General features: G+C 43.4%; 23 protein-coding genes and 1 pseudogene. 19 read left to right on the forward strand and 5 right to left on the reverse strand.

Annotated features, from left to right (window positions below; all coding sequences use genetic code 11):
- Positions 1–4 precede the first annotated feature (4 nt).
- Genes AAAT87_RS03575 through AAAT87_RS03595 form a run of 5 tightly spaced genes read right to left on the reverse strand, consistent with a single transcriptional unit; the run spans position 5 to position 5,974 of the window.
- The gene (locus AAAT87_RS03575; protein WP_349225640.1) at positions 5–748 is read right to left on the reverse strand and encodes a hypothetical protein; all 744 of its coding nucleotides are present in this window, start codon (positions 746–748) and stop codon (positions 5–7) included.
- Positions 732–1,223, reverse strand: coding sequence for a PH domain-containing protein (locus AAAT87_RS03580; protein WP_349225641.1), 492 nt, complete (start codon positions 1,221–1,223; stop codon positions 732–734). Before AAAT87_RS03580 ends, AAAT87_RS03575 begins: the two co-directional genes overlap by 17 nt.
- A gap of 41 nt (positions 1,224–1,264) precedes the next feature.
- Complete coding sequence (locus AAAT87_RS03585; protein ID WP_349225642.1) at positions 1,265–3,724, reverse strand: hypothetical protein; 2,460 nt, start codon at positions 3,722–3,724, stop codon at positions 1,265–1,267.
- Positions 3,725–3,727: 3 nt separating this feature from the next.
- A complete protein-coding gene (locus AAAT87_RS03590; protein WP_349225643.1) occupies positions 3,728–4,930 on the reverse strand; it encodes an OmpA family protein in 1,203 nt (400 codons plus the stop codon).
- Positions 4,931–4,972: 42 nt separating this feature from the next.
- Positions 4,973–5,974 carry a glucosaminidase domain-containing protein gene (locus AAAT87_RS03595; protein WP_349225644.1) on the reverse strand — a complete coding sequence of 334 codons (1,002 nt, stop codon included), beginning with the start codon at positions 5,972–5,974 and terminating at the stop codon, positions 4,973–4,975.
- 201 nt (positions 5,975–6,175) lie between these two features.
- Between AAAT87_RS03595 and AAAT87_RS03600 the strand changes: the two genes are divergently transcribed.
- The 19 genes and pseudogenes from AAAT87_RS03600 (at position 6,176) to AAAT87_RS03690 (ending at position 22,841) form a co-directional block, all read left to right on the forward strand.
- Positions 6,176–6,910 carry a DUF4099 domain-containing protein gene (locus AAAT87_RS03600; protein ID WP_349225645.1) on the forward strand — a complete coding sequence of 245 codons (735 nt, stop codon included), beginning with the start codon at positions 6,176–6,178 and terminating at the stop codon, positions 6,908–6,910.
- Between the two features lie 21 nt (positions 6,911–6,931).
- Positions 6,932–7,465: a hypothetical protein gene (locus AAAT87_RS03605; protein WP_349225646.1), complete on the forward strand. Its 534-nt coding sequence runs from the start codon at positions 6,932–6,934 to the stop codon at positions 7,463–7,465.
- A gap of 133 nt (positions 7,466–7,598) precedes the next feature.
- Positions 7,599–9,110, forward strand: coding sequence for a DUF2779 domain-containing protein (locus AAAT87_RS03610; RefSeq protein WP_349225647.1), 1,512 nt, complete (start codon positions 7,599–7,601; stop codon positions 9,108–9,110).
- Between the two features lie 43 nt (positions 9,111–9,153).
- On the forward strand, positions 9,154–10,335 hold the full coding sequence (locus AAAT87_RS03615) for a hypothetical protein (protein WP_349225648.1): 1,182 nt from the start codon (positions 9,154–9,156) through the stop codon (positions 10,333–10,335).
- A gap of 213 nt (positions 10,336–10,548) precedes the next feature.
- On the forward strand, positions 10,549–11,352 hold the full coding sequence (locus AAAT87_RS03620; RefSeq protein ID WP_349225649.1) for a leucine-rich repeat domain-containing protein: 804 nt from the start codon (positions 10,549–10,551) through the stop codon (positions 11,350–11,352).
- Positions 11,353–11,504: 152 nt separating this feature from the next.
- The gene (locus tag AAAT87_RS03625) at positions 11,505–11,849 is read left to right on the forward strand and encodes a sigma factor (RefSeq protein WP_349225650.1); all 345 of its coding nucleotides are present in this window, start codon (positions 11,505–11,507) and stop codon (positions 11,847–11,849) included.
- Entirely contained in the window at positions 11,846–12,049 is a 204-nt protein-coding gene (locus AAAT87_RS03630) for a hypothetical protein (RefSeq protein ID WP_349225651.1), read from the forward strand. The genes AAAT87_RS03625 and AAAT87_RS03630 overlap by 4 nt, the downstream gene beginning before the upstream one ends.
- A 21-nt stretch (positions 12,050–12,070) precedes the next feature.
- Positions 12,071–12,430, forward strand: a complete 360-nt coding sequence (locus tag AAAT87_RS03635; protein WP_349225652.1) for a hypothetical protein — start codon at positions 12,071–12,073, stop codon at positions 12,428–12,430.
- A 19-nt stretch (positions 12,431–12,449) separates the two neighbouring features.
- Positions 12,450–12,986 (forward strand): hypothetical protein, encoded by a 537-nt coding sequence (locus tag AAAT87_RS03640; protein WP_349225653.1) that lies wholly within the window; start codon positions 12,450–12,452, stop codon positions 12,984–12,986.
- Between the two features lie 37 nt (positions 12,987–13,023).
- Complete coding sequence (locus AAAT87_RS03645; protein ID WP_349225654.1) at positions 13,024–13,428, forward strand: hypothetical protein; 405 nt, start codon at positions 13,024–13,026, stop codon at positions 13,426–13,428.
- A gap of 255 nt (positions 13,429–13,683) precedes the next feature.
- Entirely contained in the window at positions 13,684–14,799 is a 1,116-nt protein-coding gene (locus AAAT87_RS03650; RefSeq protein WP_349225655.1) for a hypothetical protein, read from the forward strand.
- Between the two features lie 111 nt (positions 14,800–14,910).
- The gene (locus tag AAAT87_RS03655) at positions 14,911–16,560 is read left to right on the forward strand and encodes a hypothetical protein (protein ID WP_349225656.1); all 1,650 of its coding nucleotides are present in this window, start codon (positions 14,911–14,913) and stop codon (positions 16,558–16,560) included.
- A 417-nt stretch (positions 16,561–16,977) separates the two neighbouring features.
- A complete protein-coding gene (locus AAAT87_RS03660; RefSeq protein ID WP_349225657.1) occupies positions 16,978–17,268 on the forward strand; it encodes a hypothetical protein in 291 nt (96 codons plus the stop codon).
- Complete coding sequence (locus tag AAAT87_RS03665; protein WP_349225658.1) at positions 17,225–18,544, forward strand: hypothetical protein; 1,320 nt, start codon at positions 17,225–17,227, stop codon at positions 18,542–18,544. Before AAAT87_RS03660 ends, AAAT87_RS03665 begins: the two co-directional genes overlap by 44 nt.
- A 4-nt stretch (positions 18,545–18,548) precedes the next feature.
- Entirely contained in the window at positions 18,549–19,832 is a 1,284-nt protein-coding gene (locus tag AAAT87_RS03670; RefSeq protein ID WP_349225659.1) for a protein kinase domain-containing protein, read from the forward strand.
- A gap of 75 nt (positions 19,833–19,907) precedes the next feature.
- Complete coding sequence (locus AAAT87_RS03675) at positions 19,908–20,621, forward strand: vWA domain-containing protein (RefSeq protein ID WP_349225660.1); 714 nt, start codon at positions 19,908–19,910, stop codon at positions 20,619–20,621.
- A gap of 2 nt (positions 20,622–20,623) precedes the next feature.
- Complete coding sequence (locus AAAT87_RS03680; RefSeq protein ID WP_349225661.1) at positions 20,624–21,370, forward strand: PP2C family serine/threonine-protein phosphatase; 747 nt, start codon at positions 20,624–20,626, stop codon at positions 21,368–21,370.
- Between the two features lie 94 nt (positions 21,371–21,464).
- A pseudogene (locus AAAT87_RS03685) lies at positions 21,465–21,701 on the forward strand (DNA translocase FtsK); the annotation flags it as partial.
- Between the two features lie 807 nt (positions 21,702–22,508).
- Positions 22,509–22,841, forward strand: coding sequence for a sigma factor (locus tag AAAT87_RS03690; protein WP_349225662.1), 333 nt, complete (start codon positions 22,509–22,511; stop codon positions 22,839–22,841).
- Positions 22,842–23,148: the final 307 nt, after the last annotated feature.

Genomic DNA, 23,148 nt, shown 5'->3' on the forward strand with positions numbered 1-23,148 from the left:
TTCATTATTTAAACCATGGTTTATGTTCTTGCCTTACCCTGTAGAACCTAGCCACCTGCTTCATGGCCTTGGCTTGACGCTTTCGGGCATCCGAAGCTATCATGGCATTGGTTTTCTCTATTTTGCCTGCGATGGCACGGTTCCACACATCTTCAAAATCATAGATGGTGATGCTAAGTGTCAGGCTGCGGAGCTTTTTATTCAATTGCTCCAGTTCACTGCTCAGCTGCCAGAGGAGCATGGTGCGTTCTGCACCAGTGAGCATGCTTTCCTTACCTCCTTTTTTAATGCCCTTATTTAATATACGATAGGTCTTGGCAAGTTCAGCTGCCGTTTCCATATAGAGGTTGTTCATACTCATGGTAGCAAAAGTTCCTTCAGGATTGATTCTTCTGGCAAGGTCTAGCTCCCAAAGATGGGTAAGTGTTTGCATGCCATCTTGAAACAAGGTGGATGCCAGAGCTATCTTTTCGGCATAACCCTGTGCAGTGGTGAGATAGGCGTTATACTGTTTCTCCCATTTCTTCATGATGTTTGCTTCCTTCACCATGGTTCCCTGCACACCCGCCAGGTTTTCCATTCCATCAGTCTGGCTTTTCACCTGACCATTAATTCTAGCCTCTCCCTGCTGGATGGCTGCATATTCCAATGGATTGGAGGTCACTGCTCCTTGTGCATGACACTTGATGCCAAATGCCCAGCAAAGCAGAGCAATCAGCAGGATTTGCCTGTCAACTGTTAATTTCATAAATACCCTTTCTTTTTTGGTTGTATTCTACTCTTCTCCGGATTTCTCCCACAATATCCTTGCTTGCGTCGATTCCCACCATTTTAAGACAGCCATTGGTTCGGTCACGGCTAAGGACAAAGACCGTTTTGATACCGAACAATAGCTGTAGAAGGTTTTGCTGCTGCTCATAATCCACCACACGGTAGAGCTCTATATAGTGGGTTGTTCTTGCCATAAGTCCCTTTTTGATGATGATCTGTTCTGAGGTTATTGTGTAACTGGTCATCAGCAGAGATAAAATGCTGACTATGGCACCAACTCCACACATGAAGGCAATGGTATGAAAACCCAAAATTCTGTTCGTGGAGGAGGGATTATCCATCCCTGCCAAAACCAATATCAACGGAACAAAAAACAGATGTGTAAGAATGATGTACCTAAAGCAAGGACGCAGCGTCATCCGTGGATATGTATTTTTTTCATTGTTATGCATATGATATGGATTGATTGTTATTCTTTGAAAGGAGAGTGGGACTAGATGCCCATTCCCCTTCCTTCGCCCCTAGATAGAGACTCTTCATGATTGAAATTCTCAAACTTGGCAGCGGCCACCTCGGCAGGAGATACCACCCCTGGTTTATAATAAACTCCCTTATGTTCATAGATGTCCGGACGTGGCATGGCCGGTCTTGCCAGACTGCTGGCTACATCCAAACCTGTGGTTACAGCTGCTAGTATGGCTGCTCCCAGATTAAACCCGTGGCCTTCCTTGGTATGCATCTTGACTTCTGGGAAGAGCTTGTCAAAAAGCTTCATCCTCTGATAGTCGTTGACCGTCAGGAACTTGTTATACTCCTTTTGGGTAATCTCGTGTGAAAACACATTACCGTCGATGACAGCTGACATCTTATATTTGCCTTCTATGACATTTCCATCGGCATCTTTCAGACGTTCAACAGCGATGTCACTGACCTCGGTGGCTCGTCCATGTTCACCGCCTCTTCTCCACTGTTTGCTTGGTTTGAGGTTCTCCAGTCCTTCTCCATTGACCTTTGCATCTCCCAGCAAGGCAATCCTGGTTTCCTTTTGGAGTTGTTCCAATGATATGTTTCCCAAGGATTTACTCTCTGAGGCAAAAAGCTGCTGAAGGTCTTTTTTCGAGAGTGATTCAACATGAAACCCACGTTGCTTGAGGAAGCTGGACATACGTTCGTTGCTATAGCCAGTATTGAGATTCTGTTCTGCTTTGGACTGTGGGAGCTGGATTTCCTTCATCACTTCCAGCTTGTTGCCTTTTTCATCCTTGAGAGGAAGAAGCTGGATGAGCATTTTGGCTCTTTCTTCATTGCTGGCATTTTTGAAATCCTGATAATCCTTCTCTGAAATCTTGAACGACCACATGCCCACATCCTTGGAATCTCGCAGGTTCAGAAGATAGTCGCCGGAAATCTGATCCCTCCAAGCCATGGCTGATGTAATATAGGCCTTGGTTGATTCACCCACCAGGCTATAGTTACCCTCAAGGGTAACTACTCCATGGGCTTTGTCCAGATTGCCTGAGAGGAAGGTATCTTCATTTTTGCCATTGGATGCAGCTTTGATCTTTACCTCGTCAAAAACCTTGTCAAATAGCACAAGGCGATGCTCGTCATCATAGTTGATGAATTTGATGTATTCATCTTTGGATATCTCGCGGCTCATGATCTGATTATTGATGACGGCAGTCATTCTGAATGATGTTTTCTCGCCATCATGAGTAGGGTAGGCCTGGATTTCTCCCACACTCACTCTTCTTCCATCTTTGACGGGAAGGTAGAAGCCTTTGTCCTCAGAGAGCATTCTTCCATCCGCCACTCCAATGGAGTTCCATTTGTCTATATAGCCTGTATGATAGCTGGCACGGGAGTGCTCCAAAGCAATGACGTCAAGCTGCTTTTGGTGATGAGTGGCTTCTGCATGGCTGATAAAGAGCTCTTTTTCCACCTCAGGCTTGAGACAGATACTGACATAATCCTTGGAGTTGAGCATCTGCCGGGTAATCTGATCCTTGAAATCACCTTCTATCACCTGGTTGATGATTGAAAGGCGCTCATCGATGGTTACAACTTTGTCCTGTTTGGAGCTTTTTTTACCCGAAGGTTTGAAGTTTTCCGCCATGAGCTTGGCAAGTTCCTCATCCTTCAGCTCATACTGCAGATTTCTATTCACCTGGGAGGACTTGATTGTTAGGGTCTTGTTTTTCTCATCAATGATGACCCCATGGGTGGAGAGCATATGTTGGAAGAGCTCTGGCGTAGGATAGAGGTTGGTACCCATTACCTTATCAAGTGGTTCTGCCTGTCCCTGTGGACGGACGAGAACTTTTGGCTTGGCTTGAATCTCCAGAGAACTGAGTGGATCGGTAGCCTGGTTTCCCTTGTCATAGAAACCATATGCACCGCTCTTGAACTCTCCTGGTTTGAGCTTTCCGTCGGGACGGTCAATGACTACCGGAGCTGAGGACGCAAAATAAGGTCTGCCCTCAAATCGTCTTATATGGAAGCCTCTATGAGAAAGCATCGCATATCTATCCATGAAGTTGTTGAATCTGCCATATCTGGCTCCCATGAAAGGACCAAAGCGCGGTTCTCGGTAGCCATACTCTCCATCCATGATAGTATGTCCCCATAGTCCGTGGTTTACCGGTGAGTTGGCATTCTTGGCTGTGGCCCATGCACCCGGCATATAATAGTCATTTCTAACTATGGATGTAAAAGTCTCATAGGCTTTTTTATTCCATGAGTTGGTTCCTCCGTTTCTAAGGTTTCCCACCTGCTTTGAGGTGAGGTCATAATACCTTGGAGTGGAAGAGTTATGTGCCAGGGTTACAAGCTGAAACTGCCCGGTAGGAGTTTGGATAAGATGGGCTTGCATACCATTGGCATTCAACGTGGCCTGGAGCTGGGGTGCTATATCCCAATTCCTAGGGTTTGTATTTTTTCTTAGAACACTCATTTTTTACTGTTTATCATCTGGTGCTTGATACTTTGAAAGAATGACGCATGTATGGCGGTTGGCAGTATAGGGTTTGTAGATATTGATACCACCTTGGCTGATTCCACGGAGTCGTTCTTTCTCTACTCCTGCGTCAATCAGGAGCTTGGCGATATATTTGGCTCTTTTGATACTGAGCTTTCTGTTATGCTGCTTAGAACCAGTTTGGCTGTCTGCAGCACCGATGACCTTGGCCTTGAGGTTATATTCCTTCATGGCTGCCGCTATTTCTGCGATTTCCACCTTTTGTTGCGCATCAATCAGGTCTGTGGTATTGATCTTGAAGAAGAAAAGTATCGGTGCATCGAAATGATTCCTCAAGTTGCTCTTTTCCATTTCTTCCTTAGCCTTCACCCTTTCTGTGAGTTGTTTTAATCCACGATAGTTATTCTTTGGGAAGGACATGGGTGCAGTTTCTGCTACTGGAGCTCTATAGATAAGTCCAGGATTCTGTTTGTGGTTCCAGCCCTGCTTACCTATATCAAGTGTCAATCCCATTTTGGCACCGATCAGATTATCCTTGAAGCGATTTCCGTTACCCATACCATCGAAGCTCTCCCTGGTGGTGGTTCCACCCAATTCTGCGCTGACACTGAGACGGCCAGCCACTCGATAGCTGCACAATAAGCCATAGTTGATGGCAAACAGTGATTTATGGAGGGTGGAGTTATGGATTGTACCTGCTCCTATAAAGGGTACGAATTTCCATTTGGATATGTTCTCGTTCTTTTCCTGATGAAATGCAGATACATTCAGCATCAGATCCAGATGGTAGTTTCTGAAATCATGCTTCTCCAGATGAGCAGTTTTGAATTTCAGACCTTCAAAGGAAAAACGCGTGCCAAAGTAAGGGGTGTGCCATTTTCCCAAGGTAACCTGGAGTGAGGGTGTGGTTCTATTAAAGAGATCACTGCATCCTTGAGGGGTTCCTGCAAATGCTGTTGCTGCCACTTTTCCAGATACATACCAATTGGACAAAATGCCAGACGGATGGAATCCATTCTCCGGTATGTCTTGTGAACCTGGAGTCGTAGCTGTAGTTTCCATTGATGTTGAAGAGGCATAAGATGCCACATAGTTCTTTTCATCCTCTGAGAAGACGACCTGGCCTTGTACGGCAACGGCACTCATGAAGAGGCCCAGGAATGATAGTCTTAATCTTTTCATTCGTTCTTTTTCTATTGTTATATATAATAATGTATAATGGGATTATGTCTTGGATGCAAGATAGTCGTATTTATAAAGCTTATAGCGGTTGATGATTTTCTCGCAGCTTCTTACATAGTGGATGTTGGTAGCATAACCGGCAGCCTTGATCCCCCTAAGCCAATTCTTGTGGTCTGTGGGGGCATACTGATGGCATCGTCTGTAGCGCTCACTCATCAAGAGCCTGGAATGATATTCCATACTTTCTTCCGGAGAAGAGAAATTGCAGAACTTTTCGTTTTCCCTGTCATCGTCATGGATGCTGTAGGGAAGACCTTTTTCTATCCAGCGGCTGCTGGCCTTTATACCAAAGAAGTTATGGCCTGATCTTGCCAGCTTACTTGTGCCCCATCCACTTTCAAATGCCATTTGGGATAGTATGACCGATGCCGGAATTCCATACTTTCTTTGCTGGTGCATGGCTTGTGGAGCATAGGTCCTTAGGAAATCCTCAGGACTAAGCTTTACGTCCTTATTAAGCCCCAATGCATCTACGGCTTTAAGTTGGGTGTCCCTTACGAAAGTAAGCAGATGGTAGGGATTCTCTATTTTACCATGAAGCCTGCAGGAAATATGCAGATGTGGTCCTGTAGCCCTTCCTGTCGATCCGCTTCTTCCTAATTCCTGTCCCGCATAAACCAGTTCATCTTCTTTGACCCAGATTTCAGAAAGGTGGCAATAGCTGATGGTATAGTTGCCGGCTTTCAGGGTAATGAAGTTACCAGACATAGGATCATAGCCCACTCTTTTAATCTCTGCATCGAACATGGCAAATACAACTTCGTATTTAGCCTCCAGGTCAATTCCCTGATGAAACCTGCCTTTTCCCGTAAAGGGGTCAGCTCTTTTACCATAGGAGGAGCTGATATGGATGCTTTTTAAGGGATAGCTGACGCTTTGGTATTTCTCTATCCAGTAGTTCATGTCATCCGTATGCATCTGTGCCAGTGCCTGAAAGGGCAGGAAAATGTGGCACAGAATTATCGATTTGAGTCTTTTTTTCATGTCACCTTATTTATTATGTTGGTGCAAAGGTATAAGGAATGTTTTTAAATGTTTGAGAGATATAAATCGATTTTCATTTTTAACATAAAAACGCCATTTCTGTCAAGATACAGTCTGAAAAGTGTTAATTTTTCACTTTGATTATGCAGAGGTGGTTAAAATCAGAAAAATCAGTTAACTTTGCGGCAAAAAACTAGAAATATGAATAAAGTAGAAAGATTTCAGGATAGCGAGATTCCTTACGAGTTGCTAGCCTCATTTGGTCTCACACAGGAGATGGTAGAAGATCTTCCCATGAAGGTTTTGGAACAGTTGCTTTCGGGGCAGCGTACACCGCTTCTGCCCATTAGTATTCAGGATAGTGAAGGTAAAGCTGGCAATTACCTCGCAAGACTTTCCTTGGTAAGAGTAGAGGATGGCATTGATGTCATGCTCATGCCTTACAAGGAGAGTACCTTGCTGGAGGAATTTGAGGAGCAGCAGCAAAGCATCCTCAGGAATGGAAGCGCTTTATACTCAGAGCAAGATGCCCTTTATTACCAATTGGATGCTTCCACTCATCAGATTATGTCCATGCCTTCTCATGTGATTGAGCATAACATCCAGGTACTCGGAAAGAGCATTGATATGGTAAGTAGTGATGTTGAGCAACTTATGCATGGTGAAATTCTATGCCTGAGCAAGGAAGAATCACCTATAACCGTTGGTATCGACTTGACAGAGGACGTGGGTATTAGAATAGTTAATGGTGATAGAGTTGCCTGGGAGAAGGAAGTTGCAGGAGAGGATCTTCCATTATATAGCTTTGGCATTAATGGATGTTGGGTAAATGACGGAGCCTTATCTTACGTCAGAGAAGAAGATTATACCCAGGAGATGATAGATGCCTTGGAAGAGAAGGCAAGTCAAGTGAGAAGTAACGCTCTTCATCGATAGCGCTAATTAATTATTATGGGTATGATACTTTCAGGTTACTATGAGGAGCATGAGCTTCTCTCGTGGTATGAGCAGGGAGACATCTCTGCTCTTCAGTATATTGAGCATCATTCACCGGGAATGGGTGATAGGTTCAAGAAATGGTGTCACCAATATGCCAGCATGGAGGATGAAGCGGCAGCTATGGATTTTTTGGATGAATATAATGGTCTATTCCTGGATTCTGAGGAACTTTCTACGGAAAAGTCCAATAGTATTGATAATGAGATGTTTGAGAATTGGCGAAAAGATACCCAGTTGCTCAATGACCTTTGCAGTTCTCATGCTGCACTGCATATCTCCCTTTGGCGTTACAGGAATCCCACCTCTCTTGACAGGCATAGCTGTGCCGCAGATTTAAATGTTCCCATGGAAGATATTGAAAAATGGTGGAATGTCGTGGATTTCCTAAATTTTGAGAATAATGGTCATTTTCAGCCTATTAGATTGGATGAGAATGCGTTGGGTATGGCTATCTTTTACCTTTGTACCCAGCAACAAGTTGAAATGAATTAGTTAACGGGTGTTAATGTGAACTATATAACGCATTTTTTTCAGTTTATGTTTGGTCATTTCAATTAATTTCATTACTTTTGGGGCGCAAATTCGTACTTTTAAGTGCGAAGAATATGAAGTAAACTATAAGATTATGAACAATCTTTCAAAATCTAAATACATTACTTTCAGCCAATGTCCAAAGGCATTGTGGCTAAAGATGTATAAACCTGAAGAAATTGAGATAGACCCATTGACGCAAGCCCGTTTTGATGCCGGTACAGAAGTGGGGAATCTTGCCAAAAGTTTATTTGGCGAATATACGGAAGCGACAGTCTGCAAAATGACTGCCGACGGGAGTCAACGCCCCGACCTTCAGGCTATGATTGCAGCAACCCAAAAGGCGATTGCTGATGGGGCGGACAACATTGCCGAGGCTGCCTTTATATACGACGGGTGTTACTGTGCCGTGGATTTGCTGCACAAGACACCCCAAGGCTATGCCATATATGAGGTGAAAAGCAGCACCGACCTGAAGGAGCTGGAAGTGTATGCACAGGATGTGGCATATCAGAAATATGTGCTCACCAACTGCGGGCTTACAATAACGGGCACTTATCTTGTAAACATCGATAACGAATATGTACTTGACGGCGAACTCGATGTGAAGGGATTCTTCCGCATAAACGATATCAGCGAGGCGGTTGCCAACGAATATGTCAAGGTGCCAGCCCAGGTAAAGGCTGCGAAGAAGGTGCTCGAAGGTGGAGAACCCAAGCAGGATTTGGCAGAATACTGCAAAAAGCCATACGCCTGTTCGTTCTGGAACTATTGCAGTCGCAATGTCATACCTTCGCCATCAGTCTTCAACCTGTACCGCATGTCTTTCAAGAAAGCATTGGAGCACATGAACGAAGGCCGTCTGTCGTTGGAAGATATGAGACAGGAGAAGCTCACCGACCTACAGCAGTTGCAGCTGGAATGCACATTAGGCAATACTTCCTATATCAACAGGAAGGCTATCGGTGAGTTCTTGAAGAAGCTCTCCTATCCGCTTTATTTCCTCGACTTCGAGACCGAGCAGACCGTGATACCGAAGTATCAGGGCACGCATCCATACCAGCAGGTCACATTTCAGTATTCGCTTCATTACATAGAGCATGAAGGAGGCGAATTGAAGCATCGTGAGTTTCTCGGCATATCGGGCGAAGACCCACGCCGTGCTCTAGCCGAGCAACTCTGCAAGGACATCCCACTCAACGTCTGCACCACAGCCTACAACAAGGCTTTCGAGTGTACTCGTCTGAAGGAACTGGCAGAGGCATTCCCCGACCTGGCATCGCATCTTCTCAACATCGAATCCCACATTGTGGATCTTCTCGATCCGTTCCGTGCCGGCTATTACTATATGCCAGCCATGAACGGTTCGTTCTCCATCAAGAAGGTGCTCCCGGCATTGTTCCCCGATGATCCCGAACTCGACTACCACAACCTCAGTGGCGGTGTTCAGAACGGCGGCGAGGCAATGAGCATTTATCCTCAGATACAGTTTATGGAGCCAGAAAAGCAAAAGAAGGCTCGCCGAGCACTGCTCGACTATTGCTGCCTCGACACACTGGCTATGGTGAAGCTGTGGGAGAAGCTGAGGGAAGTGAGTGAAGAATAATACTTTTATACAAATAATATTAACATTTTAATGATATTGAATTATGGCAAAAAAAGCTAGTCAATTTATCTTTAGAAAGGATTATGAAAAATGGTTGCTTAAACAGGGCGTAAACTCTGTTGGAGCTTATTGTCCACAAGATAAATATAAATGCAATGGCAAAGACTATTTGTATTTAGATCTTATTGGTGTTTTCGCAATAGAAGATGAACGCTTGTATGTGAATGCACTTTTTGAAGAGTGGAAAGCTGAGATTGATAAGAAAAACAATCTTAAGACTACTCTTAACCGCTTGTCTTATCTTCAGAAATATAGACAGTTCGTTGAAACCATTGTCTATGGTAAAAAAAGATTAAGCAAAGAAGATAATGCGATATTGAATGGAATTCGAAATGCCCTACCTTCTGTACGCGATTCAATTAACAAATCACAGAATCCAAAAGTAGATGGTATGGATTCGTTAATAGAGTATATTAGTACAAAGCAGTTTATAAAGTTGGCAATAGAATCGTCTTACTTTTTCTCTCCCGACCTTATGGTAGAAAGGTTTGAAGAGATTAAAGAATACATTTGCCAACAAAAGGATGTAGATCCTGCTTTTGACAAAGAACAATACAAAGTCAAGTTCCTTCCTGCACGATACTCTTCGAAAGAAGATGCGGAAGATGGAGTACATGAGCCTGTTGTAGAAGAAGGTAAAGTCTATTTCAAGCTTCAAAACGCAGCACAACGTCTCTGTGTTATCTATCAAGAAGGAGCAAGGGGTAAGAATAAAGAATGTGGTGGAAACACTTGTGGAGGTGGCAATGGCAATACCAGAGTGTGCCAATTGATTAAGGACCGTACAGGGTATGACCTTGGAACAACAACAAACAAAAAGCACTTCAGAAACTTTATCATTTCACACATTTGGGGGCATGCTATTGATCCACGTTACTTTACAAATCTGTGGAATATCGTTATAGTTCCAGCATGGGCTAATCACTTGTTGGACAAAGATGAAGAAGGTACTTTGGCTTCCACATTCAAAGCTACAATACAGAAAATCATTACTGAGCTATATGATTTTAATAATATTAACTGGAACTGGGCGTCTATACAAATGACATCTCCTTCTTGCAACAATAAGGAAGTCATTAGCGGTAGATATCAGATAAATATTATTGATCACAAGTCTGGCAATGCGCCTTTGGGCAAAATTTGGAAAAAGCCAGTCTCTATATAATCATCTTTCCTGATTTTCCGGCTTCACATTCCGGTTCTTCCGAATAAAGAAACTTGGTGCAAAGGCAAAAAAGCATTACCTTTGCACCCAGTTTTATTCACTTAAGCAAAATAGAGTTATGACAATATAAGTAAAGAATACGAATACTACAGAAGAGATGTAAGTTCAAGACTCACTGTTCTATTATTGATTCAACTAAAAAATACAATGAAAATGAGATTGACAAAAGAGGATCAGGCAATGATCAAGGAAGCCAAAGGCAACAAGGTTTCCGGACCAATCTACAGCGAGGACGGACTTCGCTTGTTGAAAGTACTCTGCAATCCAGAGTACCTTGAAGTGAAAGACGGTGTGAAGGCTATTTGCGATGAAGCCTTCATGGGACTTGACAATCTTCATGATTTGGTGTTGCCAGCATCTGTTGTCAACTTGGGTGAAAGAGCTTTCGCAAGCTGCCACAAACTCTTCAAGATAACAATGCCTGGAGTAGAATTTATCGGGAAAGAGTGTTTTGCTCTTTGTTATAATTTAAAGGAAATAGCCTTACCTGAGACATTGCGCCAGATTAGAGCAGGTGCCTTTGCTTGCTGCAAAGCTTTGGAAGAGATAAATATTCCAAGTCACCTGAAGATTGTCGACATGTCTGCATTCAGAAGTTCCGGGCTGAAAAGTCTCAACATCGTGATAAGTGATGACTGCGAATGCTGTATTTATGACAAAGCCTTTGCAAGTTGCAAGCATCTGGAGTCTGTATATCTAAACAAGAATGTGAAGATTGTGGAGCGAATGGCGTTTGCCAACTGCACTTCACTAAAGACGATTGAGTTTGAGCAGCCGTCATTGACATGCTGTGCTGGTGAAATAAACGCAACGATGCTCATTGGCTGCACATCTCTCGAAAAGATTATAGTGCCAAAGAACAAGTACAACCATTATCCGGACTTCAACATCCAAGGCTATGAGTCCGCTCAGTTTGAGACTCGCGACTTCAATAGTCTTATAACTCCGAAAGAATAGATAGAGACTCTCGTTGGCACTATGAATAAGACATGATTGCAACTAAGATTGCAACAAAAAGTTAATTTTTGTTGATTTTCTATGGTCTGATTTTTTTATTTCAGAAAAACAGGGTAAATTTCGCGCGACAACATTTTAAAACATTAAGAAATATGGTAAACAAAATCGAAACAACAAACAGTGGAAAGAAGCCTTTCACCGACAACGACGAGGCTTTGCGTCTTATCGACCTCATCCAGCAGGGCGACTCCAATGCGGAGAACGAGTTGGCAGAACTCGGTTCTGTCTTTATCAAGGCTGTGGCAAAGCAGTATGTTGGCAAGGGTCTGTCAAAGGAAGAACTTATTGCTGCCAGTCGTTACGGAATGTTACGTGCCAGCCACAAGTTCGACAAGTCTCGCGGCTTTACCTTTGCAGCTTATGCCATATGGTGGATGCGCGAAGCCATCTTGCAAGCTATTCACAAAAAGAAAATAACTAAAGAAGAAAGAATATGATACACAAAGATTTAGGCGACATCCGTGCGCTAACACTCATCAGAGTGGTTCTCGAAAGAACGGAAAATGAAGAGTTGAGAAAACAACTGGAAGAGTATCTTCAAAACAAAGAAGAACTGTGGTTGGACTCTCACAAGGAAAACTTCTATACATTTGCCACCACACTCGCTAAAGAGTGGCTGGCAAGTCATCAATCATAAAGTTAAACTATATCACAGACAATGAAAGAGATTAACGCAGAAATATATTTGAATGGAAATAATGACGGTACTACCGTCAAACTCTCTGACGAAGAAGCAGAGAATCTCCTTACGTTATGGAAAGAAGCCCAAGACACCATTCTCAAAAGCATGGAGGAAGAAGACTATTGGGAAAAGTTTGACCCTTGGTTAAAGGAAAAAGCTCCTAACCTCCATGAGAAGATAATGGATGCTTACTATCAGGAAACCAGCGAGCGATTGAGCATAGGAGGATGGGTAGAGAGTGATGAATTTATGTCAATAGGTCATGACATAGACGGGGCATATCTTGATTACGACAATGAAGTTGTTATCAACCAAATTTTTCCTCCATCAAAATAAAGGTCTAAACGAAAAGAAAATGAGAATATATCTGAAAGTAAAGAAAGACAACGCCTATCACGTTACCAGCCTTTGGAGCAAGCACATTAAAGAGCAAATTTTGGAAACTGTCAAAGAAGTAAGTCAGAATTGGATGTTTGAGCCGAAGTTATATCCTATGTTTTATCAAGAGGATACGCATAGCCACTTTGTTGAAGCAAACAACGAACGTTTCTTCTTCGAATGGTTGATGTACGAGCTTTGCTTTGTGTGGGAACTAAACGATTTCGAAGGATACGAAGACGAGTACTCTGATTTTGCACGCGAAAGAGATGTATTTTTAGATAAAGATAAGGTAGAGCCTTCCAAGGAATACGTCTATATCGGTTCGTACATATATGGACAAGAAGAACCGCTTGCTCTCCCTGGACTTGTGTTCGACCCCGAATACGCAGAGGATGGTGAGGTTTTGGCAGAATGTATGTTTACGAGTGATTTTGAAGACGAAAAATTAAAACGGGAATATATGTCTAATGGAAACGATGAGGAATGGGAAAAGGATACTCAAGCTTTGTAGCATAGCCTTGTTGGCATTGTCTATATGCTCTTCATGTTTGGACAAGTCTTCCGATACAAGTCTCAATAAGAGTTCAGGTAAGTCTGACTCTACCGAGACTTACCACACAATAGTCTCTGACGACAGTCTCGTGACAGCTGTCTGGCATAATACAGGCGAAGGCGGAACCGCACCCGACATTGACTGTGTGGTGAAATTCAAATCAGAAGATGGCAAATTGCACGAGGAGCATAGACCTTTGCTGCAACTTGCCCATCCTAATGATGATTACAGCCACCATGAAGTGCAGAAGATAGTGAGCCTTGACGATGAGTACGGCAATCGCTCCTACGTGTTCTTCCTCTCTGCTAAAGTAGGAAGCAACGAGTACGCTCGCGACATTGTGGCTTTCGAGATAGCCGGTGACAGTCTGCGACCATTGTACAACTATACCATAAAATAATTGAAATATGGGCATTAAAACATTCCTCGCATCACTAATGATGCTGATAACCATAGCCGCTATGTGCTCGCCGCTGTACCTTGTTTGGCTCGGATTGACAATGGACGGCTCTGCATTAGTGCGTATAGGCTTGATAGTCGTCGGACTTATCCTGTGCAGATTATTCAAGCCTGTATCCAACTTGTTTGACAAGGATTTTAAATGGTTCTGACCAATGAGAACTGGAAATATAAACATACATAATAATACAATTCTATGGAGAAATATAATATAGGACAAGAGATTCTGAAGGAAGTAAAGGCAAAGTACCCTTCAGTAACGGCTTTTGCCAAAGACTTGTGTAAGTCGAGCTCTGCCACATACGAGATATTCGGCAAGACAAGTCTCGACACCGACCTGCTGCTGAAAATATCACAGTTACTTGAGAGAGATTTCTTTAGAGAGTTCTCGGAGAAATGTCTGAATGGAGAAGTGGCTGTGGAGAACAAGGATATGACAGAGAATCATATCAACTGTCTGTTGCCGGAAGACGAGTTGCATGTCTTCACATATGATAAGCACGAAATGGTTCTTGAGGAGTACTTCCTGCTTCCACGCAAAAAGCCACTTGTGGCATTTTGCGGATGGAAAAATAGAGGCGAGGAGGCTTGCGTTAAGCAAACATGCGTAATAGGCGAAAATATCTTTGGTAAAGGAATGGTGAGGTCGCTTAGAGTGGATTCAAATAATTTAGCCGACTTGGAGGCACAAATCCCTATATTGACATCCATTCCACAGAAAGCGTTCGTTATTCTATACCGCGGTAGGGGACTGGACAACGGATACGACTATGTGATTCTCCTGACAGAAAAACTGCTTGCTGCTTCAGGAAAGCACGTCGTGTTGATATGTAGTAATAGAAATTGGGTGTCAATAACCAATGACAAAGCTGTATATAGCTCAAATGTCGAACCAACATTCGACACATGGAAAGAGCGCATCTTCGCATGCGTGCTGGATAATTGCGAGAATGACTTTGTATACAATCGCGAGCTTTACAATGCGATAAAAGGTTGTGGCTATATAGATGCCATCAGGAATTGTTTTGGTTCTCATATGGAAGATATAGACGAAGAAAAAGTGAAGCAACTCATAGCAGAAGCCAAGGAAAAACTAAGCACTTTCAAGGATACTATCATCAAGGAAGATGAAGGAAGAGAACGCCATTTGATAAGTTCACTTGTTGTTCGTCCTGAGGATATGGAAAAGTTCAAAAGACACAGGGCAAAAGAAGCCGTCAGCATATGGATTGATGTATTTAAAGATACAGGCACAATTTATAACTTTCAAGGTTCGTTTGAATCAATGATTTTGGGTGACGATTTTGTGTGACGATCCATGGTACTCAGACGCTCCCATGTAACAAGTAGATTTCGCTCACCCTCCCCAATCTGTTTAAATGTAATATTGTATTTGATAAAAAGGATATAACTCACAGCCAATATGCCAAAGAAGATAACATTCAATGACATTCTCCAGAACAAGATAAAAGACTTTGTCGGCACCAAGCGGTGGAGCAATTCACAATTTGCTTCACACTACTCGGACACTTATGCCGAAGTTTATGGCAAGATGGAGGCACCCAGCACCTCTACCTCGCGTAAGCTTATCGAAGAAAAGGGTCACGAGTATGCCGAAAAGGAATGCATCATTTTGGAGAAGCTCACGTCCATCACCTTTTATAAGATGTGGCTTGAAGAGCAGAAGCGTATCATTCTCAAGAAGATGGACGACTACTCTTTGGCACATGGTCAAGAGGTCGGGAATCATGAAAAGACGTTTGACACCGAAATTCAATTCGGCAATCTTGTAAGGAAATACACACATTCTGCTGGCAGTCTGTCGATTGACTCCCTTAGTGCTTGCTTCGACCGTTATGTCAATGTCGAGACAAAGATGCCCCTTGTGGTGCTTTGCGATACCGCAGCTTTCGCAAGTTATCTTGTTGAGGAGTGCATAGACAACATATTGTATGTTGATGCCGACAAGCTCTTGGAAGATGGTGCCGACTATCCTAACAATGTTGTCTACACCTCGCTCAAAGCATCGCCTATGAGCAAGGAGGCTGGTAGGTGTGTCAACGATGCGCTCAAGTTAATTTACGGTTCTGCTGCAATTGGCAAGACCAAGCACGTTATAGTTATCATAGAGTCGTGGGACAAGGATGCTATCGACAAGTCGCTTGAGGCATGGAATGAGAGTGTCCTACTTCTTCAGTTCCATTGGACATATCAGCTGATGCACGGATGGGTTCGCATTGAGGAGAATGCAGGACGTATGCACCCGGTACTCAAACGCTTTGTCTGTGACACATTCAATGAGATCAAGACTATCAAGGATCTACATGGCAACGGTCACTATCGTCCAAGTTTTGATGGCCTATACAACCTCCACAGCACAACGTGCATGAATCTGGACAAGGACGAGGATGCTTTGCTAATGGAACTCATGAAAAACGACTTGCACACCTATGGCATAACCAGATACCTTATCTCAAGAGTATATAAGACAGATGACAAAAAGGCAATCGGACGAATCCTCAATGAGCTGGAGAGGGAAGCAGTATCGCCACGCCCATCTATTCCTGAAACTACCCGTAAGCACATCACGAAATGCCTTGGCAGCGTAAACACTTTGCCAGAGGCTTTCAAAGACGAGATACTATGTTGGATAGCACAAGGCGGTTCGCCTGTAATGCCCGACTGCGATGGACCAAAAGAATGGATGGAGTTTATCTTGAATCAGTATGATAAACAGCAGGAATGGCTTGATGACGAGGCATACCTTTCTGCTCTCAATATTCTCAAGACGGATGGGTTCCCTATGTATTGGTTTTCTGAGAAATGCGACCAGAAGTCGCTACTCACGGCAATAATCACTTATCCAGAATGGAAGGAAGCCTTCCCGAACAGAGAAGACCTTGAACTTCCACAACTGCAATTTATTCTTCTTGATGGCGAAACTCCTTCACTTGATGCGAAAGGTTGGAAGAGATGGTTCGAGAGAAATTACAACCTCAATAGCGTTACTTCCAACTTTGACCTTACGATACAAATTCGCCAGTTGAAATTGAAGATGGGACGCCTCTTCTGATATTCGTTTTCAACAATTGTGAAAGCATAACCGACTGAAGATAAGCATATTATCTTTGGTCGGTTTTATTTTTATACCTTTTCTTTCAATATTCTTGAAAATCATTCACTGGGAGTTTCGACATTTTCTATCTATCTTTGCAATCGCAAATTCGAACAATGCCACCAGGTCATCAGATTGGACCTTAGCCCTCAACAGACGACACCTGCTATCTGCAACGTGCGAAGAAGCATCTGAAAACAAAACTCATAAAAAGAAAGGAACTATTATGTACATCGTTTTTGATTCATGCAACAAGCCATTGCGCCGCTTCTCATCTTGGAAAGACGCATTCAACTACAAACAATATGCCAGCGTTATGATTGGACCATCTGTCATATTTAATAATTGTAAACAACAACTTTAACGGAATATAATATGGCAAAGCAACTGGATATAAGAATCGACAGACGAAGCTTCACCGTGTATCCAACAAAACTGGAGCGTAAAAAGGTTTATGGTTGGAACGAGCTGCGAGTGGTAACACCAAATGGAACGCCATGCCAACAGGCAGGATTGAATAGTGATGGTGTGACTATAATACCAAACGGCAACATAAAGAACGGAATGCTTAGTGAAGATGGGTTGTGGATGGAACGCTCAGAGCTAATAGCATTTGATGCCAATGGCAACATGGCCCAAGCTGTTTCTTCGTCCTTTGATGAATGAGAGAAAACTGCGCTCGTTGAATGCTAACGTGGAAGCCAACCAACATGCCGACGATGCAGGATTTGACATGCTAAACAAGTATGGTACGAAGGTGGCTTTGGAATATCTCCATGACAACCCGGAAAAAGAAGTCTATTTCGCAGATGACGGGCATGATACATTCAGAGGAAGAGAAGACGAGGCGGCATTTATCACCAGATTCATGCGCACTTTAGGATTACTTAAATGCAGTGAGCAGAAAGAAATACTTGATGATGTGATGCATAGATATACTGAGCTGATAAGATATCTTGACGAGATTGGTGAGAATGACCTCAGACCAAATGTGTTGCCGCTCAATGCTACGCTGCTCAGCAGAACGGTGTTCAAAAACGGCAAACGTAACTCGGCAAGCGTCTTTGGCAATGATGCCATGCTTGATGAGGTAGAGGTGGATGTGCTGAACAAACCTTTGACATCAGGTCAGATTAAGGCTATTCTGCCAACGTTGACAAGCACAGATGTATTGTTGGAACAGATAAAGAATCATGGCAAACAAAAAGTGGCTAACATAAGAGCATATTATACTCAACTGCAGAGGGATGCAGCACGACAACTGAGCAGCCTTCGCAGCTTGGGAGGACATTATACTCCAAGCCATTTGGCACAACTGGAGGAGCGTGCAAACAATACTGATATGATGAATGCGCAGATAGCCAAGGTCGAGACACAGACCGGATTGCTCTGTGAGCTTCTCAATAAGTTTACCAATGGTCAGGCGGTTGGTATCCCTATGGCTTTGGTTGCTGATGGGGAGATAGAAGACAACAGACTCGTGGATTACGTTTCGGTTGGACTGTTTCTTGGTTTCAAGGTTGTTGGTAGCAAGACCACAAGATCAAGTATAAAAGCGGTATTTGCGGTTAATGATGGTAGATGCAGATTGGACATTCCCCTTACCGAAGAGAGTAAGCTCATGACTATATACAATCAAACGCATCTTGGCGTGATGAGGCAACGACTGTCTAAAGTCACTCTTGACACATGGGATTCGCTATTGTCTAATTCTACTCGCGAAAGGGTTTACATCGTTACTGGCAATCTGTTGTCGGGTATTGCCTATGCCAAGGAGTTCGGCAAGAATGTGGGCAACCGTAAATTGCGCCAGTTGGCAATGAACAAAGGGCGTGGACATCTCGTCACCTATACCGACGACATGGGGCGTGTAAAGAACGGCTATATGCTATCAAGGATGTTCCGCCCTACAGATATTCAGCTTTATGCACCAAAATCATAAAAATATGAGAACAGAACTAAATAATAATGCCACACTACTTCTGAAAGATGGCAATGTGGCACATGTTAATAACATCATCGGCAGTGGCGGACAAGGTTTTGTCTATTCCGTCACAGTAGATGGCGAAGAATATGCTTTGAAATGGTATAAACAGAATCCGGGAAACGTGTTCTATGAGAACCTGCAGAAGAATGCAGAAGACGGAGCTCCTTCATCATCGTTTCTGTGGCCAAAGGCTGTAACAAAGGTGAGGTATGGCAGTTTCGGCTACATCATGCCACTCAAGCCTGAAGGCTATTACGAGTTTAGTCAGTACAGACTGGCAAAGGTTCGTTTCTCCTCGTTCAGAGCAATACTGAACGCTGCCATCGAGTTGTGTGAGGCATTTAGGCTTCTTCACGCTAAAGGACTTTCTTTTCAAGACTTGAACGATGGTGGCTTTTTTATACATCCCGATACTGGACACCTGCTGATATGCGACTGTGATAACGTATTTCCGCATGGCGAGAGTTCGGGAGTGCTTGGCAAGGCAAGATACATAGCACCAGAGATTGTTTTGGGCAAGAACATGCCAAACAGTTATTCTGATCGTTTCAGTATGACGGTGATACTATTCATGCTTTTCTGCATTGACCATCCGTTTGAAGGAATGAATGTAGTTCGCTATCCATGTATGACCGAGGAGATAGAACGACGATTGTTCGGTGAGCAGCTTTGCTTCATGTATGATGATGCGGACACAAGGAATAGACCCGTGCGTGGTATTCACTCGAATGCGATAACGATGTGGAACTTGCTGCCCGATGTACTGAAGGATTCTTTTAAGCTGGAGTTTGCCAAAGCTAAATTGGATGCGCCCGAAACGAGAATGACAGAGATGCAATGGATAGATGTCTTTACTGGTATTCGCGACTCACTCGTGGAATGTCCGTTGTGCGGCGACGAATCGTTCTTTAGAAGAATAGGTGTGGTATGTATCAATCGCAACTGCAGGGGAACATCAACAGCAGAAATGTGGATGGAGACCGAAAGCCGTTCTATTCCGCTTTTCAATAACAACATCCTGCGTATGGGTAAAAGCGATGCCGTAACAGGACGTGTGGCATTGAAGCCTGGAGGCAACAATATTCTTCTCGTTCAGAATCTCACTACTCATGATTGGAGAGTAATCACTCCTTCCAACAAAAGTGTTACAGTTGCTCCACGAGGCTTCTTCCCGGTCAAGGATGGGATGAAAGTAGAGCTAACAGATAACGAATCAACAATAACATATACAATAACTCATTAAATAATATCGACAATTATGGCACTTACCGATTACGAACTTACACCTGCGGCTCGTCGCACACTCAACCTCTTTCTTATGATTGACGTCTCAGGCAGTATGGCTGGAGAGAAAATAGCAGCAGTGAATGATGCTGTACGAAACGTTATCCCTATAATCAACAATATAGGCGAAAGCAATCCGGATGCAGAAATTAAGCTTTCTGCCATGACGTTCAGTGACACAGTTATTTGGCAGACCCCACAACCGGTTGCTGCATCTCAACTGTCATGGAGCGATAAGACTGCCAGCGGTATGACCTGTTTGGGCAAAGCTTGCAACGAACTTAATCGTCAGCTCTCGCACAAGACTGGTTTTCTGAAATCAGCCTCTGGCTCATACGCTCCTGTAGTAATTCTCCTTAGTGATGGAGGTCCTACTGACGACTTTAACGAAGGAATGAAAACTCTGGAAGGAAATGCGTGGTTCCGCCATTCTACCCGTATATCCATTGCGATAGGTAACGATGCTGATACCAACGTTTTGGGTATGTTTACTGGCAATCCCGAGTTGGTATTCCGTGTTCACAACATAGATGCTTTGAAGGCAGTAATAAAGGTTGCAGTTGTCACTTCATCTATGGTTTGCAGTCAAAGTTCTTCGGTCTGCACATCCTCATCAAACACAATGGCAACTCCCTCAAAATCTCAACTTACGGCTGATGCCATCGCTACGGAGCTACAAGGTGAGTTGGGCATAGATGTTGGCGACGATGCATTAATGAACGAACTGGACATTGACGAATTCGACTGATCATGAGATATGTTCAGAACCAAACCGTAAAGGGTGCGAGCCATGCTGATGCTGGAGGAGAGTGTCAGGATGCCTCGCTATCCTGGAAGGATGAGGACATGGCTATGATTATTGTGAGTGACGGTCATGGTGGAGAGAGGCATAAGAATAGTGCTATAGGTGCAAAGTTATCTTGCCAAATAACGATGAGCCATCTGCGCGAGTTTTGCAACAATGTCGGGAATGAATGGCTAATCCACAACTCCAAGAATACTATCAGAAGACTTTGTATAAGCATATTGGCGGAATGGATTCACGAAATATCCTGCATACAGAACGCCGACGATATTGTTTCATACGGCTGCACGCTTATTGCTTATGTCCAAACGAAGCATTTCTGGTTGGCATTGCAGATAGGTGACGGCAGGTGCGTTGTGCTCAACAAAGCTAACGAGTGGAGCCAGCCAATTCCATGGGACGATCGTTGTATGCTGAATATGACTACGTCGCTTTGTGATGAAGATGCTGTCAATGAGTTCCGTTTTGCATACGGAGATGCAGAATCCATGCCGAAGGCTGTGTTTATCTGCTCTGATGGTGTTGATGGAACATTTGGCTCAGGAGATTTGCTTTATGGATTTTATGCCAATATCATGAAATCTGTTTGCGATGATGGTATAGAAACAGTTACAGCACAACTACCTGAAGTTCTCTCTCATTACAGCAGGACTGTCAGCAAGGACGACATGAGCATTGCTTTTATGCTATAATTACAAGAATATTTTATAATAAAAAAACAAAACAATGGAGAAAAATCAAATGATGGATATGCATGTAGAAATGGGTCTTGACTCAGAAAATGTCATAGACAGCAGTTCGCTCGACCCTCTGTTCGAGGAAGCTGCACGCATAATCGTAACAATGCGGTCGGGCTTTGCCTCGTTGATTCAACGGCGCTTGTCTATCGGCTACGACCGTGCGGTCAGAATTATGGACCAGTTGGAAAAGGCTGAAATCGTGGGCGTGGCACAGGGAAGCAAGCCGCGAGAAGTGAAGATTCAAGATGAGAACAGCTTGGAGAATCTGCTTGTGGCATTGCGCCGAATAACTAAAATCAGTAACATTCTGACTAACGAAGAAGCATACAAAGACATTGTTAATCTGCTGAAGCAGAAAGGTGACAAGCGATACATTGCCGTGCCTGATTGGGAAGACGAATGTGAAGGCGATGACGGTGACGGAACAGAAGTGTCAATATTCGGCATCGGACTGGATGACAATGATGAAATCTGTGTAGCTGCTGTTGTTGATAATATTGGCTATGGCCATGGTCCTTATGATTTCCCGCAGGAATGGACCAAGGCCACCGAACTTTATGAGCCAGACTATTGTGCCTTCCATAGATTCGTAGCCGACAACATTGATAAGGCAATGACAAAGGAGGAAACTGAAGAGGTAACAGAAGAATATTGGCATGAATAAAGGATGTTGGATAGCATTAAAAGACTACCAAACTGCTTGATGATAATGTTCCAACAGTCATTAATAACGTGACAACAGAGGAAGCCGAAACGCTGGAAAGGGAGTAGGCAAAACTTTAAAAATGATGTGAGACATGCTTTTATTTCTATTTGGTTTCTTGATAGTCGTATTAGGCGGTTACATACTGATAAGTCTCATACAACTCGCCTTTATGATTCTTGGCTGGATTATCCAAGCCATATTCAGTATCTTTGAATAAGTCTGCATATAAAGAAACTTTCATCGTATGTTAAGGAGGCATTACCCAGCCCTACCTGATATTCAACAAAAATTCAGAAGTTTTATGATTTCTTTGCTGCCTTTATTTTCTTTTCTCAGAAAAAAGGGATACTTTTCGCGCAACAACATTTTAAAACATAAAGAAATATGGTGAACAAAAACGAAACAACAAACAGTGGAAAGAAGCCTATCATCGACAACGACGAGGCTTTGCGTCTTATCGACCTCATCCAGCAGGGCGACTCTAATGCGGAGAACGACCTGGCTGAACTCGGAACAGTCTTCATCAAGGCTGTAGCTAAACAGTATGTCGGAAAGGGGCACACCGCCGATGAACTTATAGCAGCCAGCCGCCACGGACTGATACGTGCCAGCCACAAGTTCGATAAGTCTCGTGGATTTACCTTTGCAGCTTATGCCGTGTGGTGGATGCGCCAGGCCATTCTGCAAGAGATTCACAAAAAAGAGAATAACAATTAAATACAAAGGATATGACATCACGAAAAAATGTTGGCGATATACGCCATCTGGTTGTATTAAGAGTTATGATAGAGGTTTGTGACACCGGATTGACTGATGATCAATACGGAGACCTGTTAGAATATCTCAAACATGATGAAGTACTTTGGTCAGACGAAAACAAGAACGACTTCTATAACGTAGCCACGAAATTGGCTAAAAAATGGATTGAAAAATGGAGAAGTATTGGCTGACAATTATGTTTGTTGCACTCAAAAAGAACAGAGGATGAACTCGCATTGATTACCGACGTTCTGAACGGCGGCGA

The organism is Segatella sinensis (genome assembly GCF_040095255.1).
In the GTDB taxonomy this organism is placed as follows: Bacteria; Bacteroidota; Bacteroidia; order Bacteroidales; family Bacteroidaceae; genus Prevotella; species Prevotella sinensis.

What these genes read in the sequence shown, in the direction of transcription:
- AAAT87_RS03575 (WP_349225640.1), bottom strand. Translation starts at nt 748, where the DNA reads ATGAAATTAACAGTTGACAGGCAAATCCTGCTGATTGCTCTGCTTTGC.
- AAAT87_RS03580 (WP_349225641.1), bottom strand. Translation starts at nt 1,223, where the DNA reads ATGCATAACAATGAAAAAAATACATATCCACGGATGACGCTGCGTCCT.
- AAAT87_RS03585 (WP_349225642.1), bottom strand. Translation starts at nt 3,724, where the DNA reads ATGAGTGTTCTAAGAAAAAATACAAACCCTAGGAATTGGGATATAGCA.
- AAAT87_RS03590 (WP_349225643.1), bottom strand. Translation starts at nt 4,930, where the DNA reads ATGAAAAGATTAAGACTATCATTCCTGGGCCTCTTCATGAGTGCCGTT.
- AAAT87_RS03595 (WP_349225644.1), bottom strand. Translation starts at nt 5,974, where the DNA reads ATGAAAAAAAGACTCAAATCGATAATTCTGTGCCACATTTTCCTGCCC.
- AAAT87_RS03600 (WP_349225645.1), top strand. Translation starts at nt 6,176, where the DNA reads ATGAATAAAGTAGAAAGATTTCAGGATAGCGAGATTCCTTACGAGTTG.
- AAAT87_RS03605 (WP_349225646.1), top strand. Translation starts at nt 6,932, where the DNA reads ATGATACTTTCAGGTTACTATGAGGAGCATGAGCTTCTCTCGTGGTAT.
- AAAT87_RS03610 (WP_349225647.1), top strand. Translation starts at nt 7,599, where the DNA reads ATGAACAATCTTTCAAAATCTAAATACATTACTTTCAGCCAATGTCCA.
- AAAT87_RS03615 (WP_349225648.1), top strand. Translation starts at nt 9,154, where the DNA reads ATGGCAAAAAAAGCTAGTCAATTTATCTTTAGAAAGGATTATGAAAAA.
- AAAT87_RS03620 (WP_349225649.1), top strand. Translation starts at nt 10,549, where the DNA reads ATGAGATTGACAAAAGAGGATCAGGCAATGATCAAGGAAGCCAAAGGC.
- AAAT87_RS03625 (WP_349225650.1), top strand. Translation starts at nt 11,505, where the DNA reads ATGGTAAACAAAATCGAAACAACAAACAGTGGAAAGAAGCCTTTCACC.
- AAAT87_RS03630 (WP_349225651.1), top strand. Translation starts at nt 11,846, where the DNA reads ATGATACACAAAGATTTAGGCGACATCCGTGCGCTAACACTCATCAGA.
- AAAT87_RS03635 (WP_349225652.1), top strand. Translation starts at nt 12,071, where the DNA reads ATGAAAGAGATTAACGCAGAAATATATTTGAATGGAAATAATGACGGT.
- AAAT87_RS03640 (WP_349225653.1), top strand. Translation starts at nt 12,450, where the DNA reads ATGAGAATATATCTGAAAGTAAAGAAAGACAACGCCTATCACGTTACC.
- AAAT87_RS03650 (WP_349225655.1), top strand. Translation starts at nt 13,684, where the DNA reads ATGGAGAAATATAATATAGGACAAGAGATTCTGAAGGAAGTAAAGGCA.
- AAAT87_RS03655 (WP_349225656.1), top strand. Translation starts at nt 14,911, where the DNA reads ATGCCAAAGAAGATAACATTCAATGACATTCTCCAGAACAAGATAAAA.
- AAAT87_RS03660 (WP_349225657.1), top strand. Translation starts at nt 16,978, where the DNA reads ATGGCAAAGCAACTGGATATAAGAATCGACAGACGAAGCTTCACCGTG.
- AAAT87_RS03665 (WP_349225658.1), top strand. Translation starts at nt 17,225, where the DNA reads ATGGCAACATGGCCCAAGCTGTTTCTTCGTCCTTTGATGAATGAGAGA.
- AAAT87_RS03670 (WP_349225659.1), top strand. Translation starts at nt 18,549, where the DNA reads ATGAGAACAGAACTAAATAATAATGCCACACTACTTCTGAAAGATGGC.
- AAAT87_RS03675 (WP_349225660.1), top strand. Translation starts at nt 19,908, where the DNA reads ATGATTGACGTCTCAGGCAGTATGGCTGGAGAGAAAATAGCAGCAGTG.
- AAAT87_RS03680 (WP_349225661.1), top strand. Translation starts at nt 20,624, where the DNA reads ATGAGATATGTTCAGAACCAAACCGTAAAGGGTGCGAGCCATGCTGAT.
- AAAT87_RS03690 (WP_349225662.1), top strand. Translation starts at nt 22,509, where the DNA reads ATGGTGAACAAAAACGAAACAACAAACAGTGGAAAGAAGCCTATCATC.